14 protein-coding genes are annotated in these 14,559 nt (G+C 70.2%); 12 read left to right on the top strand and 2 right to left on the bottom strand.

Annotated elements, in window-relative coordinates:
- Positions 1-50: 50 nt before the first annotated feature.
- The 11 genes from sufC (at position 51) to ACW5E8_RS02065 (ending at position 11,604) form a co-directional block, all read left to right on the top strand.
- On the top strand, positions 51-818 hold the full coding sequence (gene sufC / locus ACW5E8_RS02115; protein WP_456963853.1) for a Fe-S cluster assembly ATPase SufC: 768 nt from the start codon (positions 51-53) through the stop codon (positions 816-818).
- The gene (sufD, locus tag ACW5E8_RS02110) at positions 818-2,089 is read left to right on the top strand and encodes a Fe-S cluster assembly protein SufD (protein WP_456963852.1); all 1,272 of its coding nucleotides are present in this window, start codon (positions 818-820) and stop codon (positions 2,087-2,089) included. Before sufC ends, sufD begins: the two co-directional genes overlap by 1 nt.
- Positions 2,086-3,339 carry a cysteine desulfurase gene (locus tag ACW5E8_RS02105; RefSeq protein ID WP_456963851.1) on the top strand — a complete coding sequence of 418 codons (1,254 nt, stop codon included), beginning with the start codon at positions 2,086-2,088 and terminating at the stop codon, positions 3,337-3,339. Before sufD ends, ACW5E8_RS02105 begins: the two co-directional genes overlap by 4 nt.
- 28 nt (positions 3,340-3,367) lie before the next feature.
- A complete protein-coding gene (locus ACW5E8_RS02100) occupies positions 3,368-3,892 on the top strand; it encodes a GNAT family N-acetyltransferase (RefSeq protein WP_456963850.1) in 525 nt (174 codons plus the stop codon).
- Positions 3,889-4,224, top strand: a complete 336-nt coding sequence (locus ACW5E8_RS02095) for a non-heme iron oxygenase ferredoxin subunit (protein ID WP_456963849.1) — start codon at positions 3,889-3,891, stop codon at positions 4,222-4,224. Before ACW5E8_RS02100 ends, ACW5E8_RS02095 begins: the two co-directional genes overlap by 4 nt.
- Before the next feature lie 136 nt (positions 4,225-4,360).
- Entirely contained in the window at positions 4,361-6,787 is a 2,427-nt protein-coding gene (locus tag ACW5E8_RS02090) for a TonB-dependent receptor domain-containing protein (RefSeq protein ID WP_456963848.1), read from the top strand.
- Between the two features lie 13 nt (positions 6,788-6,800).
- On the top strand, positions 6,801-7,442 hold the full coding sequence (locus ACW5E8_RS02085; RefSeq protein WP_456963847.1) for a PepSY-associated TM helix domain-containing protein: 642 nt from the start codon (positions 6,801-6,803) through the stop codon (positions 7,440-7,442).
- Positions 7,443-7,473: 31 nt separating this feature from the next.
- Positions 7,474-7,989 (top strand): DUF2271 domain-containing protein, encoded by a 516-nt coding sequence (locus tag ACW5E8_RS02080; protein WP_456963846.1) that lies wholly within the window; start codon positions 7,474-7,476, stop codon positions 7,987-7,989.
- A gap of 41 nt (positions 7,990-8,030) precedes the next feature.
- Positions 8,031-8,834, top strand: a complete 804-nt coding sequence (locus tag ACW5E8_RS02075) for a DUF4198 domain-containing protein (RefSeq protein ID WP_456963845.1) — start codon at positions 8,031-8,033, stop codon at positions 8,832-8,834.
- Positions 8,834-9,847, top strand: a complete 1,014-nt coding sequence (locus tag ACW5E8_RS02070) for an FAD:protein FMN transferase (protein ID WP_456963844.1) — start codon at positions 8,834-8,836, stop codon at positions 9,845-9,847. Before ACW5E8_RS02075 ends, ACW5E8_RS02070 begins: the two co-directional genes overlap by 1 nt.
- Before the next feature lie 62 nt (positions 9,848-9,909).
- Positions 9,910-11,604: a sulfite reductase subunit alpha gene (locus tag ACW5E8_RS02065; RefSeq protein ID WP_456965211.1), complete on the top strand. Its 1,695-nt coding sequence runs from the start codon at positions 9,910-9,912 to the stop codon at positions 11,602-11,604.
- A gap of 1 nt (position 11,605) precedes the next feature.
- Here ACW5E8_RS02065 and ACW5E8_RS02060 read toward each other — a convergent pair whose 3' ends face one another.
- Together ACW5E8_RS02060 and ACW5E8_RS02055 are read right to left on the bottom strand one after the other, a co-directional pair.
- The gene (locus tag ACW5E8_RS02060; RefSeq protein ID WP_456963843.1) at positions 11,606-12,226 is read right to left on the bottom strand and encodes a HutD/Ves family protein; all 621 of its coding nucleotides are present in this window, start codon (positions 12,224-12,226) and stop codon (positions 11,606-11,608) included.
- Positions 12,227-12,413: 187 nt separating this feature from the next.
- Positions 12,414-12,794 (bottom strand): ComEA family DNA-binding protein, encoded by a 381-nt coding sequence (locus tag ACW5E8_RS02055; RefSeq protein WP_456963842.1) that lies wholly within the window; start codon positions 12,792-12,794, stop codon positions 12,414-12,416.
- 170 nt (positions 12,795-12,964) lie between these two features.
- Between ACW5E8_RS02055 and ACW5E8_RS02050 the strand changes: the two genes are divergently transcribed.
- On the top strand, positions 12,965-14,473 hold the full coding sequence (locus tag ACW5E8_RS02050) for a M20 family metallopeptidase (protein WP_456963841.1): 1,509 nt from the start codon (positions 12,965-12,967) through the stop codon (positions 14,471-14,473).
- Positions 14,474-14,559: the final 86 nt, after the last annotated feature.

The following is a 14,559-nucleotide window of genomic DNA, read 5'->3' as shown; positions in this document are numbered from 1 at the left end:
CACAACACACAACACATCACGGATCCCGCGGGATCCAGCAGGGATTAGAAATGCTCAAGATCACCAACCTCCACGCCACCGTCGGCGACGGCCGTGAAATCCTCAAGGGCCTCGATCTCGAGGTGAAGCCGGGCGAAGTGCACGCCATCATGGGTCCCAACGGCGCCGGCAAGTCGACGCTGGGCAACATCATCGCCGGGCGCGACGGCTACGAGGTCACTGCCGGCGGCGTGGCCTTCGAAGGCGCCGACCTGCTTGCACTGGAGCCCGAGGAGCGCGCCGCCGCCGGTGTGTTCCTGGCCTTCCAGTACCCGGTGGAAATCCCGGGCGTGAACAACACCTACTTCCTGCGCAGCGCGCTCAACGCCCAGCGCAAGGCGCGCGGCGAGGAGGAACTGGATTCGATGCAGTTCCTCAAGGTGGTGCGCGAGAAGCTTGGCGTGCTGCACCTCGACGACCGCCTGCTGCACCGCGGCGTCAACGAAGGCTTCAGCGGCGGCGAGAAGAAGCGCAACGAGATCTTCCAGATGGCGGTGCTGCAGCCGAAGCTGGCCATCCTGGACGAGACCGACTCCGGCCTCGACATCGACGCCCTGCGCCAGGTCGCCGACGGCGTCAACGCGCTGCGTTCGTCCGACCGCGCCTTCCTGGTGATCACCCACTACCAGCGCCTGCTCGACTACATCAAGCCCGACCGCGTGCACGTGCTGGCCGACGGCCGCATCGTCGAGTCCGGCGGCCCGGAGCTGGCCCTGCAGCTCGAGGCCCAGGGCTACGAGTGGCTGCGCGAGCGCAAGGTGCCGGAGGCGGTGGCGTAATGACCGCACTGCTCGACTCCCTGTCCACCGGCTTCAGCGGCGATGGCGCGCGACGCGACGCGCTCGACGCCGCGCTGCGTGACGGCCTGCCGCACGCGCGCAGTGAAGCCTGGAAGTACACCTCGCTGCGCGCACTGGAGCGCCGCGGATTTTCGCCCACGGCGCTCACGCACGCATCGGTCGATCCTGCGCTGGTGGCCGGCATTCCGGCGCCGCGGCTGGTGTTCGCCAACGGCTGCTACGACGCCGCGCTCTCCGACCCGTCCGGCCTTCCCGAAGGCGCTCGCCTGCTGACGATGGCCGAAGCACTCGCGGATCCGGATCCGCGCGAAAGCAACGTGCTCGCCCGCAGCTACGAACGCGCCGACGAAGTCTTCGCGCGCCTCAACGCCGCGCTCGCCGACGATGGCGCCGTGCTGCGCATCGCCGAGGGCGTGGTGGTGGAGCCGCCGGTGCACCTGGTTTTCGTCGGCCTCCCCGCCGAAGGCGACCTGGCCTGGCATTCGCGCCATCTGCTGGAGCTGCGCCGCAACGCGTCGGCCACCGTGGTCGAGCACCACATCGCCGGTGGCGAGCACGCCCATCTCGGCAACGCGATCGCGCACGTCCACCTCGCTGCCGGCGCGACCCTGCGCCATGCACGCGTGCAGGAGGAATCGCCGCGCGCCACCCTGTTGACCCGCACCGATGCGGTGCTGGCGCGTGAGTCCAGCTATCGCCGGCTCGACCTCGAGCTGGGCGCCGCGCTCTCGCGTCATGAGCTCAACGTGCGCCTGGAAGGCGACCGCGCGGAACTCGTCGCCAACGGTGTATTGCTGGCCTCGGGCCGCCGCCATCTCGACACCCGCCTCGACATCCAGCACATCGCCCGCGACACCCGCTGCGAGCTGGGCTGGCGCGGCATGGCCGCCGGTCGCGGCCGCGCCGTGTTCCACGGCGGCATCGAGATCCGCAAGGGCGCCGACGGCACCGATGCGCGCCTGTCGAACAAGAACCTGCTGCTGTCCGACACCGCGGAGATCGACACCCAGCCGGTGCTGGTGATCCATGCCGACGAGGTCACCGCAGCGCACGGCGCGACCGTGGGCGAACTGGATGCCGACGCGATGTTCTACCTGCGCACGCGCGGGCTCCCGGAGACCGAAGCGCGCGCACTGCTGACCGCCGCCTTCGTGCGCGAACCGCTGCTGTCGGTGGTGGACACGCCGGCGATGCGCGAGATGCTGGAAGCCCGGCTGGATCGGGCGATCGACGGACAAGCGCTGGGATGAGCGTGCCTGGCGAGCAGTCCACGCCGGGTTCCGCCGTGGACTGGGCGGCCGTCAGGGCCGACTTCCCGCTGCTGCAGCGGCAGGTCCACGGCAAGCCGCTGGTCTACTTCGATTCCGCCAACACCGGGCAGAAGCCGGCGGCGGTGATCGCTGCGGTCAACGATTTCTACAGCCGCCACAACGCCAACGTCAGCCGCGCCGTGCACCAGCTGGGCAGCGAAGCAACGGAGGCCTACGAGGGCGCGCGGGCGAAGCTGGCCCGCTTCATCAACGTGCGACCAGACGACCTCGTCCTCACCAGCGGCACCACCTTCGCGATCAACCTGGTCGCGTATTCGTGGGCGCTGCCGAAACTCGGGCCGGGCGACGTGATCCTGCTGACGCGCATGGAGCACCACGCCAACATCGTGCCCTGGCAGTTGGTGGCGCAGCGCACCGGCGCGCGGATCGAGGTGGTGGAGCTGCTGCCCGACGGCAGCCTCGATCTTGCGATGCTGCGCGCGAAGATGACCGGCGACGTGAAGCTGCTCGCCGTCGCCCACGTCAGCAACGTGCTGGGCACCGTCAATCCGGTCGCCGACATCTGCCGCGAAGCCCGCAGGCGCGGCATCGTCACCGTGGTCGATGGCTCGCAGGCGCTGCCGCACCGCCCGGTCGACGTCGCCGCCATCGGCTGTGATTTCTACGCGCTCACCGGCCACAAGATGTGCTCACCCACCGGCACCGGTGCCCTGTGGGCGCGGCGCGAACACCTCGAGGCCATGCCGCCCTTCATCGGCGGCGGCGAGATGATCAAGGAAGTGCGGCTGGACGGCAGCACCGTGTTCAACGATCCCCCGCGGAAGTTCGAAGCGGGCACGCCGAACATCTCCGGCTTCGTGGGCCTGGGCGCGGCGGTGGACTACCTGTCGGCCCTGGGCATGGCCCGGATCGAAGCGCGCGAGCAGGAACTCCTCGCCCATTTCAACGAGGAGCTGTCCCGCGTCGACGGCCTGCGCATCTTCGGCACCGCGCCGGGCAAGGCCGCGGTGGTGTCCTTCGCCATCGACGGCGTGCACTCGCACGACCTCGCCACCCTGCTCGACCTCGAGGGCATGGCGGTGCGTTCGGGCCAGCACTGCGCGCACCCGCTGCTGGAATGGCTGGGCGTGACCGCCACCTGCCGCGCATCGCTGGCCTTCTACAACACCCACGACGAGATCGACGCCTTCGTCGCCGCGATGCGCAAGGTCCGCAAGCTGCTGGCGTGAAGCGCCCGTGGCCCGGCAGAATTACGCCATGACACCACTGCAGTTCCGCACCGCCACCGAAGCCGACATCGATGCCATCGTCGCCCTGGTCACCCGCGCCTACCGCGGCGAGGCCAGCCGCGCGGGCTGGACCACCGAGGCCGACCTGCTCGACGGCGAGCGCATCGATTCGGCGCTGCTGCGCATCGACATTTCCCGCCCGCGCAACCGCGTGCTGCTCGGCTTCCAGGACGAGGCGCTGGTCGCCTGCGCGCACGTCGCCGACGTCGGTGGCGAGGGCTACTTCGGCATGTTCGCGGTCGAGCCGACGCTGCAGGGCGGCGGCATCGGCCGCGCGGTGGTCGCCGAGTGCGAACGCATCGCACGCGACGACTGGCAGCTGCGCCGCATGTGCATGACCGTGATCGACCTGCGCGAGGAGTTGATCGCCTGGTACGGGCGCCTGGCCTATCGGCGCACGGGCGAGTACAAGCCCTTCCCCTACGGCGACCCGCGCTTCGGCGCGCCGCGACGCGACGACCTCCGCTTCGAGATCCTGGAGAAAACGCTGTGAGCCAGGCCTGGACCTTCGTCTGCGCCGCCGCCGAGCTGCTGCCCGGCGAGATGCGCACCGCGTTCGACGAGGTCACCGGGGCGCCGATCCTGGTGCTCAACCTCGACGGCGAGCTGTACGCGCTGGAGGACATCTGCAGCCACGAGGACTTCGAGCTCTCGGCCGGCGCCTTCCTGCCCGCCGAAGGCACCATCGAATGCGTGCTGCACGGCGCGAAGTTCGACATCCGCGACGGTCGCGCACTCTGCGCGCCCGCCTACGAGCCGGTGGCGAAATTCCCGGTCCGGCGCGACGGCGATGGGATCTGGGCGCGCGACGACCGCGAGGACTGAGGGCCGCGGCGGTAAATGGGAACCAGTTGCGATGTGATAACGGTTCTCATTACAATTGCTGAACAGCGGCCACCCGGTCGCCCCGGACAGCCACGCGAAGCCAGCCCTCCGGCGCCCTGCACCTCCAAGAGATCCCATGCGTCCCCTCCCCTGCCTGCGCGCCCGTCCGCGCCTCGTTCCGCTCGCCCTGGCCCTGGGCGTCGCCCTCGCCTCCCCCGCCGTCCACGCTGAAGTCCCGGCACTCGGCACCCCGGTCGACCTCGACCGCGTGGTCGTCACCGCAACCGGCTTCGAGCAGAAGATCGTCGACGCCCCGGCCAGCATCAGCGTCATCAGCCGCGAAGAGCTGTCCGTCCGCCCCTACACCTCGCTGGTCGACGCCCTGCGCGACGTCGAGGGCATCGACGTGGGCATGGAAACCACCGACAAGAACGGCCAGGCCTCGATCAGCATGCGCGGCATGCCCTCGGAGTACACCCTGGTCCTGATCGACGGCCGCCGGCAGAGCAACGTCGGCCAGCTGTACCCGAACAACTTCGGCGGCGGGCAGTTCTCCTTCCTGCCACCGCTGGACGCGATCGACCGCATCGAAGTCGTGCGCGGGCCGATGTCGACCCTGTACGGCTCCGACGCCATGGGCGGCGTGATCAACATCATCACCCGGCGCGTGGGCAAGGAGTGGATGGGCTCGTTCACCCAGGGCTACACCGCACAGCAGTCCGACCAGTTCGGCGACTCGCGCACCACCGACATCTACCTCAGCGGCCCGCTGGTCGCCGACCGGATCGGGATCGCGGTGCGTGGCGGCTACTACGACATCGACGAATCCATGCCCGAGTGGGATCCGCTGCCGCTGCCCGACGGCAGCCTGTGGGAGCGCAGCCTGGGCTTCGGCGGTGGTGGCAAGCAGGTGGCCAGCACCAGCTGGAATTCCGGCCTGCGCCTGTCCTTCGCCGCCAACGACGACCACGACCTGTGGCTGGACTACGACGTCTCCCGCCAGAAGCACGACAACACCCGCGGCCAGAGCGGCACGCTCGACGGCATCGAGAGCCTGTGGCGCAGCGGCATCGCCACGCTGCCCGAAGGCGGCAGCCGCCGCGTGGTGCAGCCGCGCGTGGGCTACACGCCATGGCAGCGCTACGAGCGCGACCAGCTCGCGCTGACCCACGTCGGCCGCTGGTCCTTCGGCAGCAGCCAGACCAGCCTCACCCGTCATGCCACCAGCAACCTCGGCCGCTCGCTGCCGCTGACCATCGCCGAGCGCGAGGGACTGCAGGGCCTGTGGAACGACGTCTGCGAACGCCGCGGCCAGGCCGACTTCTGCAACAACGGCACCGGCGCCGCAGGCATCGACAGCAGCGGCCTGACCGCGGACGAGCTGGCCCGCCTGCAGGCCTTCCTGCCGCGCCCGCTGCGAACGATGGAGCTTGACGGCTGGGTGCTCGACACCCGCCTGGACATGGGCTTCGGCGACCACCAGGTGACCGTGGGCGGCCAGTACAACGACACCGAGATGGAGGACGGCGTGTTCGGCATGAACGGCGCCGGCTTCCAGGCCGGCACCGTCCAGGCCCACCGCCAGTGGGCGCTGTTTGCCGAGGACAACTGGGCGCTGACCGACGCGCTCACGGCAACCCTGGGCGTGCGCTACGACCGCCACAACATGTTCGGCAGCCAGGTCAGCCCGCGCGCCTACCTGGTGTGGGCGGCGAACGAACGCTGGACGGTCAAGGGCGGCATCAGCACCGGCTACAAGACCCCGCGTCCCGACCAGCTGTTCCCGGGCATCACCGGCTTCGGCGGCCAGGGCGTGAACCCGATGGTCGGCAGCCCCGACCTGCAGCCGGAAACCAGCCGCAACTACGAGCTTGCGGTCTACCACGACGGCGGCCGCTACGGCTTCAACGCGACCCTGTTCCTCAACCGCTTCGACGACAAGATCGCCACCGGCGAGAACATCCCCAACTGCGAGATCGCGCCCCCGGGCAGCGGCTACTGCGTTGACATCGGGCCGGGCTGGGCGGGGCTGGGCTACTCCGGCTTCCGGCAGTCGATCAACATCGACTCGGCGGAAACCCGCGGTGTCGAACTCGCCGGCGAAGTCGAGCTGGGCGAGCGCTGGAACCTGCGCGGCAACTACACCTGGACCGAGAGCGAGCAGACCAGCGGCGTGGGCCGGGGCGAGCCGATCGCCGGCAACCCCGCCGAGCACATGCTCAATGCGAACCTGACCTGGCGCGCGACCGACGCCCTGTCGCTGTCGCTGATCGGCGAAGGCCGCTACGACCGCTACCGCGACACCCTGCTGCCGGGCGTGGACGACGTGGCCGTGCGCACCCAGCGCTACTACGACGACTACACCATCCTGCATCTCGGCGCGAGCTGGAAGGCGAGCGATGCGTGGACGTTCAACGCGCGCATCAACAACCTCACCGACAAGGACTTCGTCGCCCAGAGCTGCCTGCTGGCCGCGAACCAGAGCGAGTACAGCTGCGTCGACGACTTCGCGGTGAAGGAAAAGCGCCGCAGCCTGTGGATGTCGGTGAACTACCGCTTCTGAGCACGCGACCACGATGACCACGCCCGCCGCCGACCGTTCCACCGCCCCTGCGCAACGTCGCGGCTTCTGGCTGCGCACGCTGCACCAGTGGCACTGGATCAGCTCGGCGGTGTGCCTGGTGGGCATGCTGCTGTTCGCGGTCACCGGCATCACGCTCAACCACGCCGCGAAGATCGAGGGCAGCCCGCGGGTCGACAACCGGCAGATCGAACTGCCCGGGCACCTGCTGCCCCATCTCGATGCGCACGCCGAAGGCAGCGCGCCGCTGCCGCGCGAACTCGCGCAGTGGCTGCGCGACGAGCTCGCGGCGCCCATCGGCGGCCGCGATGCGGAGTGGTCGGAGGACGAGGTCTACCTGTCGATGCCCGGGCCCGGACGCGATGCCTGGCTTGCGATCGACAAGGCCGCGGGCGAGCTCGAGTACGAGCACACCGACCGAGGCTGGATCTCGTATCTCAACGACCTGCACAAGGGCCGCAACTCCGGCCCGGCCTGGGGCTGGTTCATCGATGTCTTCGCCATCGCCTGCATCGTGTTCACGGTGACCGGGCTGTTCCTGCTGCAGATGCATGCGCGCCAGCGACCGACCACCTGGCCCTGGGTGGGCCTGGGCCTGGTGGTGCCGGTGCTGCTGGCGCTGCTGTTCATCCATTGACTCCACCGGACATCAAGAAGCGAGACCGCATATGCGCATCCCATTGACCATCGTCCTCGGCGGCCTGCTCGCGTCGCCGGTGTACGCCGCGGAGCTGACCGTCGAGGTCGAGATCCCCACGATGACGGTGGCCGAATACCACCGCCCATACGTTGCCGTGTATGTCGAAGGCGCCGACGGCAAGGCCGCCGCAGATCTCGCGGTCTGGTACATGCTGAAAGACACCGCCGAAGGCCACGGCACCAAGTGGCTGCCCGACCTGCGCCAGTGGTGGCGGAAGTCCGGACGCAGCCAGCAGATGCCGGTGGACGGCGTCACCGGACCGACGCGCCCCGCCGGCCGCCACGCGCTGAAGTTCGACGCACGCGACCCGCGCCTGTCCGGCCTCGCCGCCGGTCGCTACCAGCTGGTGGTCGAAGCCGTGCGCGAAGTCGGCGGCCGCGAGCTGCTGAAGATTCCCTTCGACTGGCCGGCACGCGCCGCGCAGTCGGGCAAGGCCCAGGGCAGCAGCGAGCTCGGCGCCATCGGCCTTGCCATCACGCCCTGAAATCCGATCCGTCCCGCACGAACATTTCCCGGAGATCCACGATGAAGAAGACCCTTGCACTCGCGCTTGCGCTGGCCGCCGCGCTGCCCATGGCCGCCTCCGCGCACAAGGCCTGGCTGCAGCCTTCGCAGACGGTGATCGCCGGCACCAACCCGTGGATCACCGTGGACGCGGCGGTGTCGAACGATCTTTTCTATTTCAACCACGTGCCGCTGCGCACCGACAACCTCGCGATCACCGCGCCCGACGGCAGCAAGGCCGAAGCGCAGAACATCGCCACCGGCAAGTACCGCAGCGTGTTCGACGTCGAACTCGTGCAGCAGGGCACCTGGCGCATCGCCGTGGTCAACGCGGGCCTGACCGCGAACTGGCAGGAGAACGGCGAGCGCAAGCGCTGGCGCGGGACGCCGGAGACCTTCGCGACCGAAGTACCGCAGGGCGCCGAAGACCTCAAGGTCACGCAGACCGTGAGCCGCGTGGAAACCTTCGTCACCAATGGTTCGCCGACCACCGACAACCTCGCGCCGTCCAATGAAGGCCTCGAGCTGGTGCCCGTGACCCACCCCAACGATCTCTTTGCCGGCGAGGAAGCGCGCTTCCGCATGCTGGCCGATGGCGAGCCCGCCGTCGGCGTCGAGTTCGAGATCACCCGTGGCGGCACCCGCTATCGCAACGCGCAGGACGAGATCAAGGTCACCACCGACGCCAACGGCGAGTTCACGGTCACCTGGCCCGAAGCCGGCATGTACTGGCTGGAAGCGACCCTGCAGGACGACCGGGCGAACCTGCCGGCCACCAGCCGTCGCCTGGGCTACGTGGCCACCATGGAAGTGCTGCCGCAGTAATGACCGCCCCGGGCGCCACCGACGCGCGCCCCGCCCACGCGGTGCACGCGCTGGGCGGCGCCACCATGGGCACGCTCTGGCACGCGTCGGTATCGGCTCCGCCCGGCACCGACCTCCACGCCCTGCACGACGGCATCCAGGCCTGCCTGGACCGCGTGGTCGCGCAGATGAGCACCTGGGAACGCGACTCCGACATCAGCCGCTACAACCGCGCCCCGGCAGGCACCTGGCAGCGGCTGCCGCAGCCGTTCTTCGACGTGCTGCGCGAGGCGCTGGCGATTGCCGCCGACAGTGGCGGCGCCTGCGATCCCACCGTCGGGCCGCTGGTGGCGGCCTGGGGCTTCGGCCCGGATGGCGACGGCGGCACGGTGCCCGATGCGGCGACGCTGGCGGATGCGCGCGCACGCACGGGTTGGCGGCGCGTCGAGCTCGATGAACATGCGCAGCGCGCGTTGCAACCGGGCGGCGTGGGGCTGGACCTGTCGGGCATCGCCAAGGGTCACGGCGTGGACGCTGTGGTGGCGTGGCTGCGTGCGCACGGCGTACCCGCCGCGCTGGTCGAAGTCGGCGGCGAACTGCGGGGCTATGGCCGCAAACCCGATGGCAGGGCATGGCAGGTGTTGGCCGAGGCCTGGCCGGACGAAGACCACGCTGATGGTGGGGGCGGTCCTGGCGAGGACCCACTCCCGCCGTGCATCGTCATCCTGGACGAGATTGCCGTGGCGACGTCCGGCGACCACTGGCACCGCTTCGAACACGATGGCCGCCGCTATTCGCACACGATCGATCCGCGCACCGGCGCGCCCGTGGATCATGCTCCCGCCGCGGTCACCGTGATTGCAAGTAGCGCGCTTGCCGCCGACGCCTGGGCCACGGCACTGACCGTGCTCGGCGTCGAGGCCGGCCACGCGCTGGCACAGTCGCGCGGGATCGCCGCGCGCTTCGCGGTGCGCGATGCCGACGGCGTGCGCGCTTCCACGACCGATGCCTTCAACCGGCACGTCGCATCGTGACTGCCGTGCCCCAATCGTCCAGGACGGGATCAGGCGCCTCGCCGTTCACCGCCGCGCGCGTCGTGCAGGCCGGCATCCTGCTTGCCCTGTGCGCGGCGGCACTGGCCTTCTTGCCGTTGCATGATGAACCCTGGTGGCCGGCTGCGCCCACGGCCCTGCACGCTGCGCTTGCCGCGCTGCTTGGGCTCGCATACGTCGGCACAAGCGCAGCGAAGCTCTGGCGCACAAGTCGCAACGCGCGGGCGCAGGCCGCGTCCAATGCCGCCGACGCCCACCTTCCGGACGCAGACGAGTGGCTGGTGATCCACGCAAGCCAGACCGGTCAGGCCTTCGAGTTCGCCCAGCGCACGGCGGAAGCGCTGCACGCTGCGGGCCTGCGCGCGCGCCTGCGTGATATCGCCGCTGTGGACGCTTCCATGCTCGGCGCCGCGCGGCAAGCGCTGTTCGTCGCCAGCACCACCGGCGAAGGCGATGCGCCCGACCCCGCCGCGGGATTCCTCCGCAACGCCATGCGTCCCGACATCGCCCTGCCCGGCCTGCGCTACGCCGTGCTGGCGCTGGGCGATCGCAGCTATCGCAACTACTGCGCCTTCGGGCACGCACTGGATCATTGGTTGCGCGGCGCGGGCGCGCGCCCGCTGTTCGACCTGGTGGACGTCGACAACGGTGATCCCGCCGCCCTGCGCCACTGGCAGCACCATCTCGGCGTTGTCGCGGGCGCGCCGGAACTTCCCGACTGGTCGCCCGCGACCTATGCGCCGTGGACGCTGTCCGCGCGCCGCGAGATCAACCCGGGCAGCGTTGGCGGCGCGGTGTACGAAGTGATCCTGTCGCCGCCAGCGGGCCACGATCCGCAGTGGCGCGCCGGCGACATCGCCGAAATCGGGCCGCGCCAGGCGCCTTCGGCAGTCGCGGCCCTGCTCGCCGCGACCGGCCTGGATCCCACCGCGCAGGTGCACTTGGGCGTGGGCGTGGGCATGGGCGTGGGCGTGGGCGTGGGCGAAGCCAGCGTTGCGCTTCGCGACCTGCTCGCGCGCTCGCACCTGCCCGACGCAGGCGACATCCAGGACTTCGACGCCCAGGCCCTGGCTGCGCGGCTGCAACCCCTGCCGCATCGCGAGTATTCGATTGCATCGGCCGCGGGTGAACGCACGTTGCGCCTGCTGCTGCGGCGCATGCTGCGTCCGGATGGCAGTCCCGGCGTCGGCAGCGGCTGGCTTTGCGACCACGCCCAACCGGGCGGCGTGATCGATCTGCGCATCCGCGCCAACCCGGGCTTCCGCGGCCCGGACGCGACCGCGCCGCTGGTGCTGGCCGGCAACGGCACCGGCATCGCCGGCCTGCGCGCGCACCTGGCCGAGCGCATCGCCGCCGCGGGCCATCGCAACTGGCTGCTGTTCGGCGAGCGCCACGCCGATCGCGATTTCCACCTGCGCGGGGACTTGCTGCAGTGGCTGGCGGACGGCGCGCTGGCGCGGCTGGACCTCGCCTTCTCCCGCGACACCGATGGGGCAACTCTGCCCGCCGATGCGATCGCAGGCGGCCGCGCCGCCCTGCACCACGGTTACGTGCAGGACGCGCTGCGCGCCGGGGCGCCGCGCCTGCGCGAGTGGGTCGACGATGGCGCCACGATCCTGGTGTGCGGCAGCCTCAAGGGCATGGCGCCGGGCGTCGACGCCGCGCTGCGCGACATCCTGGGCAACGATCGGGTCGAGGATCTGCTCGCGGCCGGCCGTTACCGCCGCGACGTGTACTGAGTCAATCCGGGTCGATCTGCAGGGCCGTCGGCTCGATGCGCACCAGTAGCAGTTCGCCCGCGCCTTCGATCACGTGCCGCCGGCGCATGTCGCCCGCGGCGAGCAGCGCGCTGTCACCCATCTCGAGCAGCGGCAGGGCCTTGTCGCCGTCGACGCTGGCCTGCCCGGCCATGACATGCAGCGCCCAGGTGCTGCCGGGATCGACGAACAGCAGCATCGACCCCACGAGCGGCCGGTGCCACAACCGGGGCGTCACCCGCCCGGGCCGCCACATGAGGTTGAACACTTCGGCCCGGCTTCCCTGCAGTCGCGCGTCCACCGCCACATCGCCGCCAAAGCGCTGGCGCCCGTGCGGCGGTGCCAGCATGCGTTCATGGCCATCGCCGAAGTCCAGGACCAGGCCTTCGCCCGACAGCAGGACCTGCTCGCGCTCCACGCCCGGGAATGCCGAATACGGGCCATTGGCCTCGATCTCGGCGATCGACAGCCGCCAGTCCCAGCCATCAACGCCCGCCAGCGACCCCGCGTGGATCTCGCGCGTCCAGCCAAGGCCATTGCGCCAGCGTAGGCGCCGGTATTCGTTCGCTGGAAGATGTCGCGCGAAGGCTGCGGCGCTGCACATGGCGGGAGTGTAGCGCCGCACGCTTCACGCGCGGCCCGCAGTTGAGCGCGCGTGCCTGCAGAAGGCGGCCGGGACGCGTCCCTGCGTCCCGGCGCGCCGTGACACCGGGCAGTGCCGTCGCGTGCGGACCGACGGCCCTGCCCTTGTTCAAGGCGCGTCCCTGCGCCCGGAACAGGCCCGGCGTTGCTCAGGGCGTGCCAGCGGCGGCGGCGGGCCTGGGCTTGGCGGGCGCCGGCTTCGCCGCAGCGGCAGCAGGCTTTGCGGCACCGCCGCCCACCACGATCCGGTCGCGGTTGCGCTCGACGGTCTTCAGGCCCACGCCCTTCACGTTGACCAGTTCATCGGCGCTCTTGAACGCGCCGTTGGCCTTGCGGTACGCGACGATCGCTTCCGCCTTCGACAGGCCGATGTTGACCAGCGCACGCTCGATGGCCTCGGCGTCGGCGGTATTGATGTTGACCTTCTCGCTGGCGAACGCACTGCCGGCCATCAGCAGCGACAGCAGCACGGGTGCAAGCACGGACTTCAGGGGAATCATGGCGCTCTCCTTGCGGTGTATGGATTCCATTCCGCCGGGCCTTCCTGGCACCGGCGCGGCCAGTCTCCGACGCCGCTGCAGGCCATGTGCATCGCCGCGGCACCCGCCTGCCTGCCGGGCAGCCGCGCCCCGCCGCGTCCGGAAACCCTGACGCGAGGGGCGTAGAATCGGGGTTTCCCCGCTGAATACAGGGTTCCACCATGGACACCAGCCTGATCGATCCCACCCGCGCCGAGCAGTTCGTGTCATCCAAGTGGGAGGACGAGATCGTGCCGCAGCTGGTGGAATACATCCGCATCCCCAACAAGTCGCCGATGTTCGACGCCGACTGGGTCGAGCACGGCTACATGGAGGACGCGGTCACGCTGATGGAAGGCTGGGCGCGCGCCCAGGACATCCCCGGCATGCAGCTGGAAGTGGTGCGCCTGGAGGGCCGCACGCCGCTGATCTTCATCGAGATCCCCGCGACCAACGGCGGCAACGCCGACGACTGCGTGCTGCTTTACGGCCACCTCGACAAGCAGCCCGAAATGACCGGCTGGGATGACGACCTCGGCCCCTGGAAGCCGGTGCTGCGCGACGGCAAGCTCTACGGCCGCGGCGGCGCCGACGACGGCTACGCGATCTACGGCTCGCTCACCGCGATCATGGCGTTGCAGCAGCAGAAGCTGCCGCACGCGCGCTGCGTGGTGCTGATCGAGGCCTGCGAGGAATCCGGCAGCTACGACCTGCCCGCCTACGTCGACCACCTCGCCGACCGCATCGGGCAACCGTCCCTGGTGGTCTGCCTGGACTCGGGCTGCGGCAACTACGAGCAGCTCTGGTGCACCACCTCGCTGCGCGGCCTGGCCGGCGGCAACTTCAGCGTGACGGTGCTCGACGAAGGCGTGCACTCGGGCGATGCCTCGGGCGTCGTGCCTTCCAGCTTCCGCCTGCTGCGCCAGCTGCTTTCGCGCATCGAGGACGAGGACACCGGCCGCATCCTGCTTGAAGGCCTGCATGCGGACATCCCCGCCGACCGGCTCGCCCAGGCGCGCAAGTGTGCCGAGGTGCTGGACACGGCTGTGTTCGACAAGTTCCCCTTCCTGCCCGGCATGACGCCGATGAACGACGACCTCACCGAACTGGTGCTCAACCGCACCTGGCGGCCGGCGCTGTCGGTGACCGGCATCGGCGGCATGCCGACGCTCGAGTCCGCGGGCAACGTGCTGCGTCCCCACACCGCGGTGAAGCTGTCGCTGCGCCTGCCGCCCACGCTCGACGGCAAGCGCGCCGGCGAGCTGCTGCAGGAAGCCCTGCTGCGCGATCCGCCGAACGGCGCCAAGGTGACGCTCGAGCTCGAGAAGGCCTCCACCGGCTGGAACGCGCCGGCGATGGCACCGTGGCTTGAAAGCGCGGTGGACGCCGCCAGCCAGGCCTTCTACAAGCGCCCGGCGATGTACATGGGCGAAGGCGGCTCGATCCCCTTCATGGGCATGCTTGGCGAGAAGTTCCCCGGTGCGCAGTTCATGATCACCGGCGTGCTTGGCCCGCACTCCAATGCCCACGGCCCCAACGAGTTCCTGCACATCGAGATGGGCAAGCGGGTGACGTCCTGCGTGGCCCAGGTCATCGCTGCCCACCAGGCGGCCAGCGCCCGCGGCGAGACCATGGGCGCAGCGGTGGCGGCCGACAGCGGCACCCGCCACGGCGACCACGGCTGCTGCTGAGGCCACAGCGGGCCGCCCCGTGGGGCGGCCATGGCCGCGATCCCGCCTTTGTGGGAGCGGCCATGGCCGCGATGCCGCGCTGCGAT

The sequence above is a fragment of the Luteimonas sp. A649 genome (assembly GCF_054072735.1).
This window is presented reverse-complemented; position numbering and strand designations above follow the sequence as displayed.

Coding starts and splice junctions, on each gene's coding strand:
- sufC (WP_456963853.1), top strand. CDS start 51: ATGCTCAAGATCACCAACCTCCACGCCACCGTCGGCGACGGCCGTGAA.
- ACW5E8_RS02075 (WP_456963845.1), top strand. CDS start 8,031: ATGAAGAAGACCCTTGCACTCGCGCTTGCGCTGGCCGCCGCGCTGCCC.
- ACW5E8_RS02060 (WP_456963843.1), bottom strand. CDS start 12,226: ATGTGCAGCGCCGCAGCCTTCGCGCGACATCTTCCAGCGAACGAATAC.
- ACW5E8_RS02080 (WP_456963846.1), top strand. CDS start 7,474: ATGCGCATCCCATTGACCATCGTCCTCGGCGGCCTGCTCGCGTCGCCG.
- ACW5E8_RS02055 (WP_456963842.1), bottom strand. CDS start 12,794: ATGGAATCCATACACCGCAAGGAGAGCGCCATGATTCCCCTGAAGTCC.
- ACW5E8_RS02070 (WP_456963844.1), top strand. CDS start 8,834: ATGACCGCCCCGGGCGCCACCGACGCGCGCCCCGCCCACGCGGTGCAC.
- sufD (WP_456963852.1), top strand. CDS start 818: ATGACCGCACTGCTCGACTCCCTGTCCACCGGCTTCAGCGGCGATGGC.
- ACW5E8_RS02090 (WP_456963848.1), top strand. CDS start 4,361: ATGCGTCCCCTCCCCTGCCTGCGCGCCCGTCCGCGCCTCGTTCCGCTC.
- ACW5E8_RS02050 (WP_456963841.1), top strand. CDS start 12,965: ATGGACACCAGCCTGATCGATCCCACCCGCGCCGAGCAGTTCGTGTCA.
- ACW5E8_RS02105 (WP_456963851.1), top strand. CDS start 2,086: ATGAGCGTGCCTGGCGAGCAGTCCACGCCGGGTTCCGCCGTGGACTGG.
- ACW5E8_RS02100 (WP_456963850.1), top strand. CDS start 3,368: ATGACACCACTGCAGTTCCGCACCGCCACCGAAGCCGACATCGATGCC.
- ACW5E8_RS02085 (WP_456963847.1), top strand. CDS start 6,801: ATGACCACGCCCGCCGCCGACCGTTCCACCGCCCCTGCGCAACGTCGC.